Origin of the sequence: Desulfosporosinus sp. OT (genome assembly GCF_000224515.1) — a bacterium.
In the GTDB taxonomy this organism is placed as follows: Bacteria; Bacillota; Desulfitobacteriia; order Desulfitobacteriales; family Desulfitobacteriaceae; genus Desulfosporosinus.
In genome coordinates this window covers 1-17917 of the sequence record NZ_AGAF01000217.1, presented here as the reverse complement: position 1 = coordinate 17917, position 17917 = coordinate 1, and the positions used below count along the sequence as shown (strand labels likewise).

Genomic DNA, 17917 nt, shown 5'->3' with positions numbered 1-17917 from the left:
AATTGTTATAAGGAGGATTTTTGATGAACGCCAACAATACCTTGGAATTTAATAGTATACTTGAAACTTTAGCCCAACACGCACTTTCTCAAAAGGCCATAGAAAAATTGCTCTCCTTAAAGCCATTTTTAAGTGAGCGAGAGTGCAAAGCCAAAATGCAGGAAACAACCGAGGCGCGCAAAATTTTAGAGGGTATAGGCACGCCGCCCCTGGCCTCAATGAAAGAGCTTGCTAAAATTTTGGATCTAACAGTAAAAGGCTCTATGCTGACCCCTGAACAGCTCACAAGTATCTGTGCTTTTATTTCTTCATGCCAAAGAATGAAGAAATATCTTAAAAAGGCGGAAGCATTCAATGCGGACATAGCGTTTTATGGTCATTCTTTTAGTTCGCTTGATATGCTTTTCGAGGAGATTGAGCGCTGTATCAGAAATGAAGCGGTTGACGATTGTGCTTCTCCGGCCTTTCGTGATATACGCAGAAAAATAGAGAACACAAAATCTGCCGTTAAACTAAAGCTGGAGGGTATTCTGCGCAGTAAAAAGGAATGGTTCACAGAGGGATATGTCACGATCCGTAATGGTCGGTTTGTCTTGCCGGTTAAAAAGGGCTATAAAAATCAGTTAAGCGGAACAGTCATTGATACTTCAAGCACAGGCAGTACCTGTTTTATGGAGCCTACAGCTGTTCGAAAGCTGCAGGAGGAACTGGCAGTTTTAGAAATTGATGAAGATAATGAGCTGAGAAAAATATTATATACCCTTACTGTCCTTGTTGAGGAGCATATGAATGAGTTGAGAGTCAACAAGGACTGCATGGAAACCTTGGACTTTATATTTGCCAAGGCTAAGCTTGCGATAGAGATGAAAGCAGTTCCTGTATCCATTACGACGGAACGAAAAATCATCATCAAGCAGGGAAGACACCCTTTATTGAAGCCAGACCTATGTGTTCCGCTTGATTTTGAAATCAGAGGGGGTCTGGGTGATGACGCTATTAACGGTGTTGTGATTACTGGGCCCAATACCGGCGGGAAAACCGTTGCCTTAAAAACTATTGGCTTACTGTCAATTATGGCCCAAAGTGGACTTCATGTTCCTGTGTCCCAGGGTAGCGTATTTTCAATGCACGATAGCATTTTCTGCGATATCGGTGATGGGCAAAGTATTTCCGAAAATCTATCCACCTTTTCATCCCATATCCAAACTATTGTCGCTATTCTAAAAGGCGTATCAAGCGAAAGTCTGGTTTTGCTGGATGAGCTAGGTTCCGGTACAGACCCTGCTGAGGGAATGGGACTGGCCATAGCCATTTTAGAGGAACTAAATCAGAGAGGCTGTCTTTTGGTTGCGACCACCCATTACCCGGAAATAAAGGATTTTGCCAAGAACACTAAAGGACTTACGAATGCCCGAATGGAGTTTGATCGCGAAAACTTACAGCCTTTATACAAGCTGCAAATCGGCGAGGCTGGAGAAAGCTGTGCCTTATATATTGCCCAAAGATTAGGATTTCCGGGGCATATGCTGAAGCGAGCCCAAATGGAAGCCTATGGCGGTAGATGCTCTGGATCAAGAGAAAGCCCGACTATTCTGTTTGATGAGGATAACCCTAAGTTAGATACTGTTTCCAACAGCAAAATTCAAAAAGAAATTCCGAAGGAAAAATCACCCTCACGGAGCGAAAGCTTTAATATAGGCGACAGTGTAACGGTTTACCCCCAAAAACTTTTAGGTATTATTTACAAGCGGACCAATGAAAAAGGCGAGCTGGGAGTGCAGATAAAAGATAAGAAGCAGCTTATCAATCACAAGCGGCTTAAGCTTTTCCTTCCTGCCAGCGAACTTTACCCTGAGGATTATGATTTTTCGATTATTTTTGATACGGTGGAAAACCGCAAGGCCAGACACCAATTAGAAAAGGGGCACGATGTAGTGATAAAATATGAGGAGGATTTAAAGTTTAATGATTAATTTAATGGATTAAATTATTGGACAGATCGTTATATGATCTGAAAGTACTTTAAAGGTAGCCAAAGCAAAGAGTGACCAGTTTAAGGGTGGTCACTCTTTTATCTATGAGATATTCTGGTTTTTCTATCGAAATTATTAACTATTCACTGCCTTTTATTTTGTTGTATATGTTACCGATTGCCAATTAGGAATAATTTGCCATATATCGTTTTATAAGTATTTCACATGATATAATGGGACAAGGGGGGAATGTCTATGCGGTCATGGAAAGAATTTTTTCAGGCCCGTTTTGTAACGCAAAAAAAACCCTAGCCATATGCATATCAAATTAAAACCCCTAGTTTAAGATTTGAGTATATCAAAATCGTGCCTAGGGGTTTTTAAACTTATTGAATCTACCCAAACGTTAACTAGGTTAGCGATGCTAACCTCCCAGCCATCATTTCATCCACTTCCATTGTGATGGTAAAAAAATTACCTTTTCAGAGGAAGGTCATTGATGATAAGATTAGATAAGACACGATTTAACATCAAGTCGTGTCTATTTTTACCAAAAAATCTTTAGGAAAGACTGACGAAATACATGAAACGAATAAGTGAAATTTTTAGTGATTATGAAGCAGAGGGTAACATAAATACTGCTATTGTACAAGCAGTGGTTTTGACTAAAAGCACGAAAATCCTCGAAATGGAAATCAGCTCTGATCAATACATTGAAACAAGAGAAATTGAATCCCTTAATCAGTTTATAAGAAAACGATTAGCCATAAACGATTCAATCATCACGGTTGTTTATCCTGAGGGAACCCATAGAAAGCCCTTAGAAGAGGAGCTCAAAAATATTTTGTCACTGATGGCCGATAAACATCCGGTCTTAAATGGAGCTCTCAAAAATTGTGACTATGAAATAGCCCAAAATCATTCGATCAAGTTTACGTTTAAAACGGCAGTTTCCTACTTATTAAAAGCGAGGGGTTATGATAAAAAAATCCAAGAGACCATCAAAAACCTCTACGACGCTACCTATCAAATCAATTTTGTGGATAATGTAAGCAGTGAAGAATTAAAAAAGCTGCAAGAAGATACACAAGAAACGGAGATTTGGCTTCTTCAAAAGGAAGCGGCTGCCACACCAAGCCATTATGCTTCTGAATTAACTAAGGAAGCTGCGCCGATTAAGCCGGAAATTAAAGGAGAAGCCGACGGGAAAAAAGGCGATCCTACCTTGATCTTAGGCAGAAACTCGACGATCAAGGACAAGGTCATTAAAATTACGGACATTACACCGGATGAGGGTAGGATAGCTATCCAGGGTGAACTATCCAATATCGAAGCCAAGGAATTAAGAAGCGGCAAGACCTTAATTTCCTTTGATTTATATGACGGCACGAGTTCGATGACCTGTAAGGCGTTCATCAAGCCCGGTGAAGATGGTGAGATAGTATCCAGGCTTAAAAAGGCTAAGGGTGTCAAGCTTGCCGGAAATGCAGGCTTTAGCCAGTTTTCTGGAGAAATTGAGCTTATTGCCAATACCATCGTAGAAACAGCAGGCACGAAGAAGGCTCAGCGGAAGGATAGAGCAGAGGAGAAGCGGGTCGAGCTACACATGCATACGCAGATGAGTCAGATGGATGCCATGACCAGCGCTACGGATCTGATTAAAAGAGCTATGAGCTGGGGTATGAAATCCATTGCCATTACGGATCATGGCGTAGTGCAGTCTTTTCCTGAGGCCCATAAGCTCTTAGGACGAGATAATCCGAACATGAAGGTTATCTATGGAGTCGAAGCCTATTTGGCACCGGATAAAAAGTCATCGGTAACTAACGCCAAGGGCCAGAGTATTGATACTACTTATTGTGTGTTGGACTTGGAAACCACCGGCTTCTCAGCTGTAACCGAAAAAATCACAGAAATAGGAATTATGAAACTCAAAGACGGAAAGGTTATCGACCAGTTCAGCTGCTTTGTTAATCCGAAAAAGCCGATTCCAGCTAGGGTTGTAGAGGTTACCAATATAACCGATGATATGGTAAAGGATGCTGAAACCATAGACCGGGTCATTCCTAAACTGCTGGATTTTATCGAGGGAAGCGTTTTGGTGGCCCATAATGCTGATTTTGATATGGGTTTCTTAAAGCATAATGCTAAGGCCTTAGGCTATGACTTTGATTACACCTATTTAGATACTTTGTCCTTGTCTAAGGAGCTCTTTCCGGATTACAAAACCTATAAATTAGGAAGAATCGCTAAGAACCTGGGCTTCAAGGTGGAGGTAGCTCATAGGGCCTTAGATGATGTGGATACCACAGTTAAAGTTTTTAAGGTGATGCTGGAAAAACTAAAACAACGGGGAGCAGAAACTCTTGAGGATATCGATCGCTATGGCTCCGATGAAGACGCCAAGAGGGTAGAGTATAAGAAGCTTAAAACGTATCACGCGATCATCTTAGCCAAGGACTATGTGGGATTAAAGAATTTATATAAGCTGGTTTCCTATTCCCACTTAGATTATTTTTATAAAAAGCCACGGATCTTAAAGAGCCTTTATAAAAAATACTCCGAAGGTTTAATCCTGGGCAGTGCCTGCAGTGAAGGTGAGCTTTACCAGGCCATCTTGCTTGGAAAATCCGCTGAGGAAATTAAAGCCATTGCCGAGGCCTACGATTATTTAGAAATCCAGCCTCTCGGGAACAATGATTATTTAGTCAGAACAGAGCAGGTGCCCGACAAAGACTATTTAAAGGAAATCAACCGCAAAATTGTGGCTCTGGGTGAAAAACTAAACAAGCCTGTTGTCGCCACGGGTGATGTTCACTTTCTGGATCCCGAAGATGAGATCTACAGGCGAATACTCGAAACGGGTCAAGGCTTTAAGGATGCCGATAATCAGGCCCCCTTATATTTGAAAACCACCGAGGAGATGCTGGAGGAATTTTCTTATTTAGGAGCGGCCAAGGCCTATGAGGTAGTCGTAACCAACACCCATCGGATAGCCGATATGTGCCAGGCGATCAGTCCTATATCGGCGGAGAAATGCCCGCCGCATATTGAAGGTTGCGAGCAGACTATTAAGGATATTACCTATGAAAAGGCCCATGCCCTCTATGGAGATCCTTTGCCGGAAATTGTTCGGCAAAGGCTCGATAGAGAGCTGGATTCGATCATCAAAAATGGCTTCTCTGTGATGTATATCATCGCTCAAAAGCTTGTCTGGAAATCGAATGAGGATGGCTATCTGGTCGGCTCTCGAGGATCGGTGGGTTCTTCGGTTGTTGCCTATATGACCGGTATTACGGAAGTCAATGCCCTGCAGGCCCATTACCGGTGTTCCAGCTGCCAGTATTCGGACTTCTCCGATTATGGCGTTAAAATCGGCTTTGACTTGCCCGATAAGGTGTGTCCGGTTTGCGGAGAAAAGCTGGCCAAGGATGGCATCGATATCCCCTTCGAGACCTTCTTAGGCTTCAATGGTGATAAAGAGCCCGATATTGACTTAAACTTCTCAGGAGAATATCAGGCCAAGGCCCATAAATATACAGAGGTTATTTTTGGCAAGGGTACAACCTTTAAGGCCGGAACCATCGGGACTATCGCTGAAAAAACAGCCTTCGGCTATGTGAAAAAGTATTATGAGGAAAAAAGCCGTACCGTAAGCAAGGCAGAAACTCTGCGAGTCTCCAAAGGCTGCACCGGTATCAAAAGAACCTCAGGGCAGCACCCGGGAGGAATCATCGTCGTGCCGAAGGGACGAGAAATCTTTGAATTTTGCCCCGTACAGCATCCTGCCGATGACTCCAGTTCGGAGATCATTACCACTCATTTCGATTACCACTCCATTGATTCGAACCTCTTAAAGCTGGATATCCTGGGTCATGACGACCCGACGGTCATCCGAATGCTTCAGGATATCACCGGAGTGGACCCTCTAACGATACCGATGGATGATCAGGAGACGATGTCAATATTCTCCTCCACGGAAGCCTTAGCGGTAACCCCGGAGCAGATCAATTCCAAGGTCGGAACCTTTGGAATTCCGGAGTTTGGTACGAAGTTCGTCAGAGGAATGCTTTTAGATACAAGGCCCAAAGCCTTCACAGATTTAATCTGTATATCCGGACTTTCCCATGGTACCGATGTGTGGCTGGGAAATGCCAAGGACTTAATCGATGCGGGAACCGTGACCTTAAGTGAAGCCGTGTGTACCCGGGATGATATTATGACTTATTTGATTAGTAAGGGCCTGCCGCCCAATACGGCTTTTAAGATCATGGAGCTGGTGCGTAAAGGAAAGGCTTTATCGAACCCTGAAAAATGGGCTGAATACGAAGCTTTAATGAGGGAGCATAAAGTACCGGAATGGTATATCGATTCCTGCCGAAAAATAAAATACATGTTTCCTAAAGCTCATGCTGCTGCCTATGTCATGATGGCCTTCCGAATAGCTTGGTTTAAGGTGCACATACCTCAGGCTTATTACGCAGCCTACTTCACCATTCGAGCAAAGGCCTTTGACTCTGAATTTATGATCTTCGGCAAAGAAAAGGTTAAGGCCAAAATGAAGGAAATTGAGGCGCTGGGTAACGCTGCCACCCCTAAGGATAAAGATATGTACGATGACTTGGAATTGGTTTTGGAAATGTATGAAAGGGGCTTTAAATTTCTGCCCATTGATTTATACAAATCCCATGCCACAAGATTTCTGGTCGAGGAGGAGGGCTTAAGGCCGCCCATCAACAGCATATCCGGCATGGGAACGGTGGCAGCTGAAGGTCTCTATAATGCAGCCCAAGAAAAGCCCTTCAACTCTATAGAGGATGTCAAGAAACGGGCTAAAATCGGGAATGCTACCATCGATTCACTACGGAAATTTGGCTGCTTTAAAGGAATTCCAGAAAGTGATCAGATGAGTCTTTTTGATGTGATTTAATGAGTGATTAAATGAAAACAACAAGCCACCGTTCATATTTTGGATGGCTTCCACTACTGAAACTCAGTATCCAACTTTAAACGAGGATTTAAAAGTAAATGTAGCTATTATTGGCGGTGGTATTACCGGCATATCCAGTGCCTACATGCTTAATAAAGAAGGAATAAATACTGCAATCATTGAAGCTGAGCGTATTTTTCAAGGTACAACCGGGCATATGACAGCAAAAATCACCTCCCAACACGGACCTATAGTAAAATAAAACCCCAAATCAGGTGAGTTTAGCCTGCTCAGATTAAACTTTGTGAACCACAGCCCTGACCCATTGAAGCATTCAATATGGGTTCCCATGCCAAGTCTTTCCATAGACATCATTTTTTCTTTATTACCACTGTCAAGTTGACAGAGAGAAGAAGTTCAAATGAACAATTTACGCAAAATGGTAAATAGGCTGCTGGGATTCAGGATTTCTTTACAGGATTAATATCCGCAGCTTTCACCAAGAATTATGACCGTTATATCCGTCGCAATTGGCTTCTTCCTCATTACAGAATATACACTGCATTAAAACATAAACACCAGAATCAAACCCTAGGCGTGATTCTGGTGTTTTTTGAGGTGCTATATAGGGCGTGTTATCGGATACAAGGAAGAAAACAAAGGGTAAATACATATTGCTAGGCGTATAATAATATTGCCCAATAAGTAGGAAGATCGGCTTTTTGTAGTTTCTACTTAAAACGTATTGCTCATTTATATATGGGCATGCTTTAGCTATAGTGTAATTCAACAGAAAGAAATAGTCTATTCTTTTCTTAATATTTCTGATATTATTTCGATGCAGCTGCATTATTAATATTTGGAGGTAGAATCATGGAAAAAATTAAACTTCAGAATAGACCTTTTGGCCCCTTTCCAACAGTGCTAGTAGGTGCTGATGTTAATGGTAAAGCAAATTACGCTACTCTTGGGGCATATGGAGTTGTAAGTATGAATCCTGTTCTTTATATTTCGCTGAAAAGTACTCACTATACAACTTCGGGTGTTAAGGAAAATGGATTTTTCAGTGTTAATATTCCCTCTGCAGATTTAGTTCAGAAGACAGATTATTGCGGTATCGTATCGGGTAAAACAACAGACAAGTCGAATGTTTTTACCTCATTTTACGATGATCTTGGAAAAGCACCAATGATTAGCGAATGCCCCCTTAATTATCTATGTAAAGTTATTCAAACAATACCAATATTTGATTTTGAGATGTTTTGGGGAGAGATAGTTGCTGTATACGCAAATGAACATTGTCTGACAGAAGGTAGGCCTGATCCTCTAAAAATTAATCCGATAATTATGATGGACACTAATTACTGCGATCTGAATCATGTCATCGGTAGCCTCTTTAAGGTCGGTCAAAGTAAAAGTAATTAATCTCTCATTTCATTAAACCAAATACGCATGTTGAATTTTTTTTCATTTCCATCTTGAAAAGAGTGTTATGGTTGTCGAACGAATGCATCAATACCCCTGTAGCACAGTCTAAACTTGGGTTCATAGACCATTGTGCAAACTGGGTGTCATTATCCAAAGTTAGAGAAATCGGATTATCCAAGATATCTATTTTTATATACTTGAGCTCCTTTAGGAGTTCTTTTTTCTCCCTAACTTCGGAAAATTGCCTATGAAATATTGGAAGTAACAAGGGTTGTTGAAAAGGGAACAGTTATAGGGGCTCTAGCATCTGGTGATTCCTTGTAGCCTAGGTCACGGAACTTCACAAAATCCATTGTAAGTAAGCTCTTTGGTCCTTTGCTTGAAAAATATGGATCGGCATGATAGTCGGCACCCCGAGAAGTTAGTAGTGGGAGAAATGGCAATTCATCAGCCCTTTACCCACTTTGCCACCACAAATCCAGGATTTCATTCTCTTTTCTCCTCGATAGAAAGGGCCTCAGCTGTTGTTTGAACATTCGGTGGAAAAAAAGACATTCACCAATTTCGACAGATACACCGATTTGCCAGGAACCTATTTCCTCTTTGGTATAAAGAGCCGCACGGGCGAAGACAGAAGTGGGGTTGTTACGAGATGCCTCCGCATAGTATTCACTCCAGGCACTCATGCCAGCGATGAGTCCGATCATCATACAGCCCCCGGGCTTTAAACGACTAAAAAGTTCTTTTAAGACGTTTTCCGGTTCAGGTACGAATTCAAAGGCAGTTATGGAAAAAATCCCATCATAGGTTTCAAGTTGATCAAGAATTTCTGTAATATCAGCATGCCACCAGTGAACAGGCTTAGCTTTTGAGATGTTTTCTTCAATCGCTGCTAGTTTTTTTTGGGCCAGTGCCATCATTTCACCAGAAATATCGACAGCAGTGACCTCATATCCCTCTTGCACAAGCCAGCTCGTATATTGTCCAGTACCACATCCGATCTCAAGAACCTTTGGACCCGGTGCCTTAAACATGGACTGGGCCAGATGACGTTCAACTTGATCGGAGACTGATCCAAGCTCAGTATCATACCAGGAATCATAACGTGCAGCAACGTGGTCAAAAAGTGCTTTGTTCATTCGCAATCACCTCGTGTTCCTATTTTCTATTTTTATGTGTAACTTTCTACTTTTTGCTTTTTAATTCCTTCTTCACCTTTCCTTAAAGTTCGATAATCTAGCAAGAATTTGCTTAAAGCAGGTTATCAGGTCACCATTACGCTTCAAGCAACATTTGTACAGAAGTCCTTGGCAACGAGTTAGCCTTACCACCTTGTTCGTTGTGAAAATCCGGGCTAAAAGAGGCTACTGCAATGTTGCGGGATGCGCCTAGGACCAGTATCGTTAGGCGTATCGGATGATCAGCCCAGTAATTCGGCACGATCAAGTGATTGGTTCAATTCGCAATAGAAGCTAGGTCTTTGATTTTTTTTGCTTTTCTCCAATGTTCTGGAAGGGAATAAACAAATCACGCGGAAATATTAAAGGATAACTCGAAAAAAAGATTAGTGTCTAGAATGAAAGGTAAATTTGACACCATACCAAAGATCAAAAACAAAGAGAAATGTGGAGTCACCCGTCAAACGTCATCTTTTATATCTCATCAAGGCATGTGGAGACGCTGGTAAGGTTGGAGGGGGCAAGGGTATTTTCGCTAATAAATTAAAAGGATGATTAAGATTATGATTAGAGAGATAGCTTACAATGATGTAAAAGACAGCCTCAAAACTGGGGATCTGATTTTATTCCATGGTGTTCAAACGACAAGTAAGCTGATCGAATTGATTGAATGGTCATACTGGTCACACGTTGGTATGGTTGTTTTACCCAAGGACATCGGCATGACCGGCGAAGAACCTCTTTTTTGGGAGTCGACAGCCTCCGGTGACGGCCTTACGGATTACCTGACAGGCAAACCCAAAGAAAACGGCCCCATGCTCGTATCACTGCATGATCGTATCCAGGTGGATGTCAATCAACATTACGATACGCATTTTCTGGTGAAATATTTAAATCGTTTGTTGAAGCAACCGGAGCTAGAACAGCTTAAGGATTTCATTGACAAAGTTCATGAGCGTGGATTTCCAACGGCTGAAAATGCCTTGAAATACTACATAGAAGGCAGGTCTTATAATAAACCAGCGCCCGATACGGAAGTGTTTTGCAGTGAATTAACGGCAGAGACCTTCATGGCGATGGGATTCATCTCTACAGACTACGTGCCAAACGGGTATTGCCCGGATGACTTTAACAAAGGTGACAATATGCCCTCCCTGCAGCCTTTTCACTTTATTGACGGGGCCAGACTGAATAAGTAGAGATGATATATGAGAAAGAAAATCGCTCCGATATTGGCAATTATAGCGCTAATCATCCTTTTATCACCTTCATTATTTTTAAATAAACCAACTGCCGCGCAACCACCAAAACCAATCAACGGTGTCCTGGACTTAAGTAACTGGTCATTTGAGAAAAATGGAATTGTTAGCTTAGAAGGCGCGTGGTCATTCTACTTCAATCGGTTTCTGACTCATGAAGACTTTGTGAAGGGCGTTGACGTTATTCCAATACCTCTTGAAATACCCAGCACCAAGGAGAGCATGGCGCGCTTCAAGCCCTTTGCGGGAAACAAATTCTACGGTACGATGAGGCTCGTTATAAAACTGCCTGAGGGTGCGAAGACCTATGGACTACGGACAGATATCATACTGACATCCTTTAAACTCTACATTGACGGCATTCCACACGGTGAAGTGGGAAAAGTCGGAACTAGCCGGGAGAATAGTGTACCTTACTACAATATACACACCACCTACTTTAACCCGGAAAGTAATGAAGTGGAGCTAATTTATCATACATCCGATTTTACAGCGGAAGATTGTACAATCGTGGCGCCCAAAATCGGCTTAGCCTCCCAGATCTCCCAAAAAGTACAGTTGGGTTTAGGCAGGGATTTGTTCCTTTTTGGTATGCTGCTGATTATGGGAATCTATCATTTGGGCCTGTATATTATGAGGACAAAGGATCGTGCCCCCCTCTATTTCGGGGTTTTTTGCCTCTTGTTTTCACTCCGCATGTTATTGGTAGGAGAACGCTTCTTGCCAAGTCATTTGAATCTTAGTTTTTTGGTTTACGGACGAATGGCTTATCTATCTGTGTTTATCGGGTTTGCAGCTTTGTGTGGATTCTTACACTATGCTTTGGATGGCCTATTTGCCAAATGGTTTGTCAAGCTCAGTATCACTTTGGGATCATTGTTTGGTTTTCTCATCCTCTGGATTCCCTATAGTTCTGCTGACAAGCTTTTGATGATTTATGCTGTATTTGCACTTATATTATTAGGCTATGCCATGATTCGCTTGGTTGTTGGTGTATTGAAAAGAGTTCCTTTTGCCAATGTCGTATTTTTGGGTTTCGCTTTTTTAGGGATAACCTTTATCAATGATTTTATTTATCAAATCACACTGCGCAATACACCTTCCCTGATTCCCTTAGGTGTTTCAGTCTTTACCTTTACGCAGGCCTATACCTTGTCTGCCAGATTTTCAAATGCTTTTACAAGAGCTGAGCAGCTCTCTGTAGAGAATAAATCTATTTTGTCAGAGCTTAAGCTTATGAACGGTAATCTTGAATCCCTGGTTAAGGAACGGACTTCCGATTTACAGAAGGCGTTAGAGGAAATGGAAGTCATGTCTAAAACAGATTATCTAACAAAATTGCCCAACAGACGGTTGGTGTTTGCCAAAATCAAGGAACTTATTGAGCAGAAAAAGGACTTTTACATTGGCTTAGCTGATATTGATCATTTTAAAGACATTAATGATCAGTTCGGGCATGTCAAAGGCGACGAAATCCTTGTACTTTTATCAGCAATATTAAGCGCAGCTATTGGCGACTGTGGTTTTGTTGGCCGGTGGGGCGGCGAGGAATTCTTAATAGTACTGAAGACGGATCAATTGGATACGATTCTTGGAAAGGCAAATGAGATACGTAGGGCAGCAGCGGAATATTGGCACGCAGACATCGGCAAGAGCGTTACGATTACCCTTGGATTATGTCAATACCGGGAAAACACCTCCTTGGAGGTTCTAATAGCCAGCGCAGATGAGGCTCTTTATCGGGGCAAATTAGCTGGAAGAAACCAGTGTGTGATTTCCACGTAAGGCTATTATCACAATATCAAATGGTTGGGATATGGACATCGCCAAGGGGCCACCAGGTTCAAGCGGGGATAACATTCGATGTTTTTGAAGCTGAGGAACAAAGCTTAAATTTGACAGATGGAATTTAAAGGCATCGGAACTTATTATAAATTCTGATGCCTTTGTTTTTTCATATAAACTTAAAGTCATGAGCCTATGAGTCTATGTTTTTGAGTCTGGAATGGCCATATATCAATTTGGTATGGTGTTTATGTTTCTTGGATTATTTCAGGAATTCAGAGTGGTTATGAAAGAAATATGTGGTATGCTTTAATGAGAGCAGTGTAGGGAGATACATAAGGTATATATATCTATTAAACGTCGAATTTAGGTTGAGTTATAAATAATTCTAGATAAGGGGAGAGTATATTTGATATTTTCTTCAGTATTGTACTTATTCTTTATTGGATTATTTAATACTTTAACAACACATACCTTGCTCTCAAGGAAAAAGTCAATCGTATTCTGCATAAATACTTTTGTTTTAACTACAATATTTATTTACATTATCAATATTTATGCGGAAAAATATATACATAATCCGGTAATTATAGAATATGTATTATATTTAATTTCCTGTTTGTATTTAGCTTATATACATATCGTATTTAAAGAATCAATATCAAAAAAGATATTCGCAATGTTTAGCATTTGGATGTTCTCGACAATATGTCTGGTTATTTCTATTAAAATTGCTGAATTATATTCAGGCATTAACGATATTAGATATAATCTAAAATATATATATATTTTTAGAGAGTGTTTTCAAATATTGCTTTTATCAACCAACTACTTCTTTATAAGTAGTCCATACAAAAAAGTTCTTAGCAAAGTATCTAATAAAACCATAGGGTTTATGTCCTTGTACCCAGTTTTTGCATTTTTATTGTTAATTAATAACTATACGACATCAATTGATGGCTTAAAAAGTTTAAACTTTACATGGAATATGCTTTTGCTTTTGGTATTTATTATTTTGGGATATGTGTTTGTATTTACAGGGATATCATCAGCATCTCGAATAATATCTATGCAATATAATATCGAGAAGCTGGAGTGGATTTCCAGGTCAGATCCCTTAACCGGCCTTTATAACAGAAGGTATATTATGGAAAAAATTGAAAGTGAGTTCATAAGTACTAAAAAGAATGCAAAGAAGTTTTCACTCATTCTTGCAGATATTGATTTTTTTAAGAAGATAAATGATACCTTTGGACATGACTGTGGGGATCATGTTCTTAAAGTAGTATCCAAAAGCCTAAAGGATGCTGTGCGAGAACAAGATTTCGTATCTAGGTGGGGTGGGGAGGAATTTCTGATCTTACTTCCGGAAACCGAAATCGAAGGCGCACGTATACTGGTGGAACGAATAAAGAGAATTATAGAGGAACAAATTATCGAATATAATGGAGTTCAAGTGTCAACTACGATGACCTTTGGGGTAACCGAAAGTCAAGATTATGGAATGATTGAAGATATAATAAAAAAAGCAGACAATGCGCTATATGAGGGAAAAAGTCAAGGAAGAAGCTGTATTATTCTTGCCTAATTGATAGTTTGCATTGTTGTACTGGGTGACATGCTAATACTTCCGTAAGCAATGCTATTAAATCCAGGCGAACTGCCTATGGCCAGAGGTAACCTTATTGCTTGCTATAATATGGAAAATTTTAAAATAAACACAAAAAGATTCCTAGGACAACTAGGCTGGGTTTTAAAAAAGTTTATAATTATCCTTTTATACTACAAGGATTTATTATAAAATGTGTTATAAGGTTATTCAACCAACACAAGTTTATTCAATGAAAGAAATAAGGAGAAGTTAAATGGGAAAAACAATAGCTGAGAAAATATTTGATGCACACAGGGTAAACATGCCTTTTCCTGATACACATGTTTTAAAATTGGATAGGGTTTTCTGCCATGAAATTACAACACCGATTGCAATCACGGATCTTATGGCAAGAGGAATGGACAGAGTCTTTGATCCCACGAAAATAAAAGCTGTCATAGACCATGTAACACCAGCCAAAGATTCTAAAACTGCTGAACAGGGAAAGATACTCCGCGATTGGGCTAAAAGGCATGGTGTCAAAGACTTTTTTGACATCGGAAGAAATGGTGTTTGCCATGCGATATTTCCAGAAAAAGGATTCGTAAGACCGGGTTATACAGTTATTATGGGGGATTCGCACACATGTACTCATGGAGCGTTTGGTGCTTTTGCAGCAGGTGTCGGAACGACTGACCTTGAAGTAGGTATACTTAAGGGTGTCTGTGCCTTCCATTTCCCTAAAACAATTAAATTTGTGCTTAATGGCACCTTAAATCCAGGCGTTTATGCCAAAGACCTGATACTTTTTATTATTAAAGAACTGACAGTAAACGGTGCAACAAACATGGTCATAGAATTTACTGGACCGGTTATCGATGCAATGTCAATGGAATCACGTATGACATTATGCAATATGGCAATTGAAGCCGGAGGCACTTGTGGAATATGCTACCCGGATATGACAACAGTTGAATATCTATGGGACTTCATTAAAGACGAATTTAACACAAAGGAAGACGCTTTTAAGGAATACTCAAAATGGATTTCAGATGAGGATGCTTCTTATGAAAAAGTCTATGAATATGATGTTACGAACTTAGAACCAATGGTTACTTTCGGGTACAAACCAGACCAAGTAAAAACAGTCAATGAAATGTCAGGTACCAAAATTGATCAGGTTTATATAGGAAGTTGTACAAATGGTCGAATAGAAGATCTGAGGATTGCTGCCAATATTATTAAGGATAAAAAAATAAGTGATGACGTACGTGCAATTGTAAGTCCTGCAACTCCAGATATTTATTCCATGGCCTTAAAAGAAGGATTAATTGAAATTTTCCAGAACGCTGGTTTTTGCGTTACAAACCCAACATGCGGAGCTTGTCTTGGTATGAGTAATGGGGTTCTTGCTAGTGGTGAAGCCTGTGCTTCTACAACAAACCGAAATTTTAATGGCCGAATGGGCAAGGGTGGTACAGTACATCTGATGAGCCCTGCTACCGCTGCAGCTTCAGCGATCGAAGGAAAAATAGCAAATTCACAATTGTATAAAGCGTAAGTATCGGGAGGGAAAAATGAAAGAATTTAGTGGAAAAGTCTTATTCTTAGATAGAAGTGATATCAATACCGATGAAATCATACCAGCAAAGTACCTTACTGAAATCACTAAAGAGGCATTGAAACCCTATTTATTGGAGGATTTATCTCTTGCCGGTTTTAACACTAAAGAAGATATTGAGGACAAAGCTGCAATTGTAACAAGAGCCAATTTTGGTTGTGGCTCTTCCAGAGAGCATGCCCCATGGGCCTTGGAAGTAAATGGAATAAATGTAGTGATTGCTGAAAGTTTCGCAAGAATATTCAGACAGAACATGTATAACTGTGGTATGTTCGCCATTGAATTACCAACAGATAAGATCGAATATCTTTTTGAGAACTACGCGGGGAAAGACACTTCAATAACAATTGACTTTGATAAAGATAAAATTATTGTAACTTCATCAGACCAATCAGAAGAAATTGATTTCAAAGTTGGAGAGTTTGATAAGACACTTGTTAAAGAAGAAGGCTGGGTTGGTTACGCTGATAAAAACTATTGATTCATAAGTCTAGTATTTATAGCGCTATGTTGTGCCACTAACCTGTATAACCATTGGTTTTGCAGGTTTTTTCTTTTCACGGAGAAGTTTGAGAATGAGATCCCGCTGCGTTACAAGTAAAACAATTGTTTAAAAAGACGTCACTATGTCTCCTTCAAACTGCCCCCTGTCAAGTAGACAGGGAAAAAATTCTTATAACATTAAGAATTATGATAGCACGAAGCTCATTTGAAAATCAGGTTACGGGTATTCTTATTAGGCGAAGGATTTAATAAATGAACTTAACATAACCCATAAACCTTGCACAAAGGCTCTCCCTCGTGATTTTACGTTGGAGGGCCTTTGTAATTAGTTTATATGACAAAACTGCATATTATAGAATAAACGGCATTAATAACTGTGGAAAATGGCATATTGCGTGATATATTCAGCTAGAGGAGTTGTTAAGTATGTTTGCTGAAGAGCGTCAAGAGCTAATCCTTTTAAAGTTGAAGTCTTTTGGAAGGGTATTTGCAAAAGAACTTGCCGAAGAATTTCAGGTTTCCATTGATACCATCCGCAGAGACCTCACATCAATGGAAGAGAACAGGCTTTTGAAAAGAACACACGGAGTGGCAGTTCCTTTATCCAAGGTTAGAAGATTTCCAATGGATGATCGCATTTATACTGTAATAACGAATTCACTCATTATTGCTGGAAAACTTCAACATCACAGTAATATCAAAACATATATAGTATGTGGAAAAGTCAAAAGTGAAGAAGGAATCGTCGATCCTTTAGCTACTGAATTCATGAGAACCTTACGATTAGATACGGCTTTCTCTTAACTGGTGGAGGAATTTCTGCAAAACATGGATTGAGTAGTTCAACTACCGAAGGAGCTATTTTTCAAAGAACTGCAGCGGAAGTTTCACGTCGAACGGTATGCCTTGCTAACTTTGACAAGGTGGGAACAGAATTCTTTTCAATAACCATTGATTTAAAGGATTTGGATATTCTTATTACTGATTGGGAAGCACCAAATGAGGAAATTGAGAGAATCGAACGGTTAGGAGTTAAGGTCTTAATTGCAAAAGAGAATTAAATTTTAGCAAGTAGTGTGAAATATGAACGGTAGTTTTCGTCACCGGAAGAAGCATGGGAAGTAGCAACAATTGAGATCTTTGGTATTGGAACATCAAGCCAGATAAAGGGATGCCCAAAGAATACCTTTCTTGCTTTATATGACAATACGCACGCCAAAAACTGATCAAATCCATAAAAGAATCTTAAACTTATCCAATATGTTATGGCGTAGAATAAAAGAGAGTACAGGGTTTTAAAACATGCGTTGATACAGACAGCGATGGGACGTTTTGTTGGCTAGCTACATAGGGATATGGTTGTTTATGTTGGGCCCTTTAAATAATGCATTTAACATTTATTTGTTCTTATGCGACAGGATGAGCTAATTTCCGTAGCAGGAAAAGCAAACAATAAAGAGAAATACATAATAAGACAGAAATCAAAGAAATTTACAGCCATATTGGTGGTAAAAAAAATGTCTAGATAGGGGCTATCTGATACTCTTGATCAAGTGCTTTGTTAATCCATAGTAATAGATTTGCAAAAATGTTAAGAAATTCTTTGGACATCTAACAAACGCAATTATCTATTCAATAAAGAAAGGAA

Annotated in this window: 9 protein-coding genes and 3 pseudogenes; 10 read left to right on the top strand and 2 right to left on the bottom strand. The window is 39.9% G+C overall.

Annotated features, from left to right (window positions below):
• Window positions 1-23: 23 nt before the first annotated feature.
• The 4 genes and pseudogenes from DOT_RS20200 (at window position 24) to DOT_RS20185 (ending at window position 8328) form a co-directional block, all read left to right on the top strand.
• Window positions 24-1973 carry a DNA mismatch repair protein MutS gene (locus DOT_RS20200; RefSeq protein WP_009622868.1) on the top strand — a complete coding sequence of 650 codons (1950 nt, stop codon included), beginning with the start codon at window positions 24-26 and terminating at the stop codon, window positions 1971-1973.
• Between the two features lie 583 nt (window positions 1974-2556).
• Window positions 2557-6903 (top strand): DNA polymerase III subunit alpha, encoded by a 4347-nt coding sequence (gene polC, locus DOT_RS20195; RefSeq protein ID WP_009622867.1) that lies wholly within the window; start codon window positions 2557-2559, stop codon window positions 6901-6903.
• Between the two features lie 43 nt (window positions 6904-6946).
• Window positions 6947-7147 (top strand): annotated as a pseudogene (locus DOT_RS20190) (FAD-dependent oxidoreductase); the annotation flags it as partial.
• 629 nt (window positions 7148-7776) lie between these two features.
• Entirely contained in the window at window positions 7777-8328 is a 552-nt protein-coding gene (locus DOT_RS20185; protein ID WP_009622864.1) for a flavin reductase family protein, read from the top strand.
• A gap of 489 nt (window positions 8329-8817) precedes the next feature.
• Here DOT_RS20185 and DOT_RS20175 read toward each other — a convergent pair.
• Both DOT_RS20175 and DOT_RS30695 read right to left on the bottom strand, forming a co-directional pair.
• Window positions 8818-9470: pseudogene (locus tag DOT_RS20175) on the bottom strand (class I SAM-dependent methyltransferase).
• 136 nt (window positions 9471-9606) lie between these two features.
• Window positions 9607-9771, bottom strand: a complete 165-nt coding sequence (locus tag DOT_RS30695) for a hypothetical protein (RefSeq protein WP_157998502.1) — start codon at window positions 9769-9771, stop codon at window positions 9607-9609.
• A gap of 301 nt (window positions 9772-10072) precedes the next feature.
• On the opposite strand from DOT_RS30695, the gene DOT_RS20170 reads away from it, so the two are divergent.
• From DOT_RS20170 to DOT_RS32785, 6 genes and pseudogenes are all read left to right on the top strand, one after another.
• Window positions 10073-10708, top strand: coding sequence for a hypothetical protein (locus DOT_RS20170; protein ID WP_040413064.1), 636 nt, complete (start codon window positions 10073-10075; stop codon window positions 10706-10708).
• Between the two features lie 9 nt (window positions 10709-10717).
• Window positions 10718-12553 (top strand): diguanylate cyclase, encoded by a 1836-nt coding sequence (locus tag DOT_RS20165; RefSeq protein ID WP_009622861.1) that lies wholly within the window; start codon window positions 10718-10720, stop codon window positions 12551-12553.
• A gap of 409 nt (window positions 12554-12962) precedes the next feature.
• Window positions 12963-14141 (top strand): GGDEF domain-containing protein, encoded by a 1179-nt coding sequence (locus DOT_RS27935; protein ID WP_009622859.1) that lies wholly within the window; start codon window positions 12963-12965, stop codon window positions 14139-14141.
• Window positions 14142-14418: 277 nt separating this feature from the next.
• The gene (locus tag DOT_RS20155; protein ID WP_009622857.1) at window positions 14419-15705 is read left to right on the top strand and encodes a 3-isopropylmalate dehydratase large subunit; all 1287 of its coding nucleotides are present in this window, start codon (window positions 14419-14421) and stop codon (window positions 15703-15705) included.
• 16 nt (window positions 15706-15721) lie between these two features.
• Window positions 15722-16246 (top strand): 3-isopropylmalate dehydratase small subunit, encoded by a 525-nt coding sequence (locus tag DOT_RS20150; RefSeq protein ID WP_009622856.1) that lies wholly within the window; start codon window positions 15722-15724, stop codon window positions 16244-16246.
• 449 nt (window positions 16247-16695) lie between these two features.
• Window positions 16696-17330, top strand: a pseudogene (locus tag DOT_RS32785) (DeoR/GlpR family DNA-binding transcription regulator).
• The last annotated feature ends 587 nt before the right edge of the window (window positions 17331-17917 follow it).

Bases quoted from the DNA above. Each gene is read 5' to 3' on its own strand.
- DOT_RS20150 (WP_009622856.1), top strand. From the start codon at position 15,722: ATGAAAGAATTTAGTGGAAAAGTCTTATTCTTAGATAGAAGTGATATC.
- polC (WP_009622867.1), top strand. From the start codon at position 2,557: ATGAAACGAATAAGTGAAATTTTTAGTGATTATGAAGCAGAGGGTAAC.
- DOT_RS20200 (WP_009622868.1), top strand. From the start codon at position 24: ATGAACGCCAACAATACCTTGGAATTTAATAGTATACTTGAAACTTTA.
- DOT_RS20165 (WP_009622861.1), top strand. From the start codon at position 10,718: ATGAGAAAGAAAATCGCTCCGATATTGGCAATTATAGCGCTAATCATC.
- DOT_RS20170 (WP_040413064.1), top strand. From the start codon at position 10,073: ATGATTAGAGAGATAGCTTACAATGATGTAAAAGACAGCCTCAAAACT.
- DOT_RS20155 (WP_009622857.1), top strand. From the start codon at position 14,419: ATGGGAAAAACAATAGCTGAGAAAATATTTGATGCACACAGGGTAAAC.
- DOT_RS20185 (WP_009622864.1), top strand. From the start codon at position 7,777: ATGGAAAAAATTAAACTTCAGAATAGACCTTTTGGCCCCTTTCCAACA.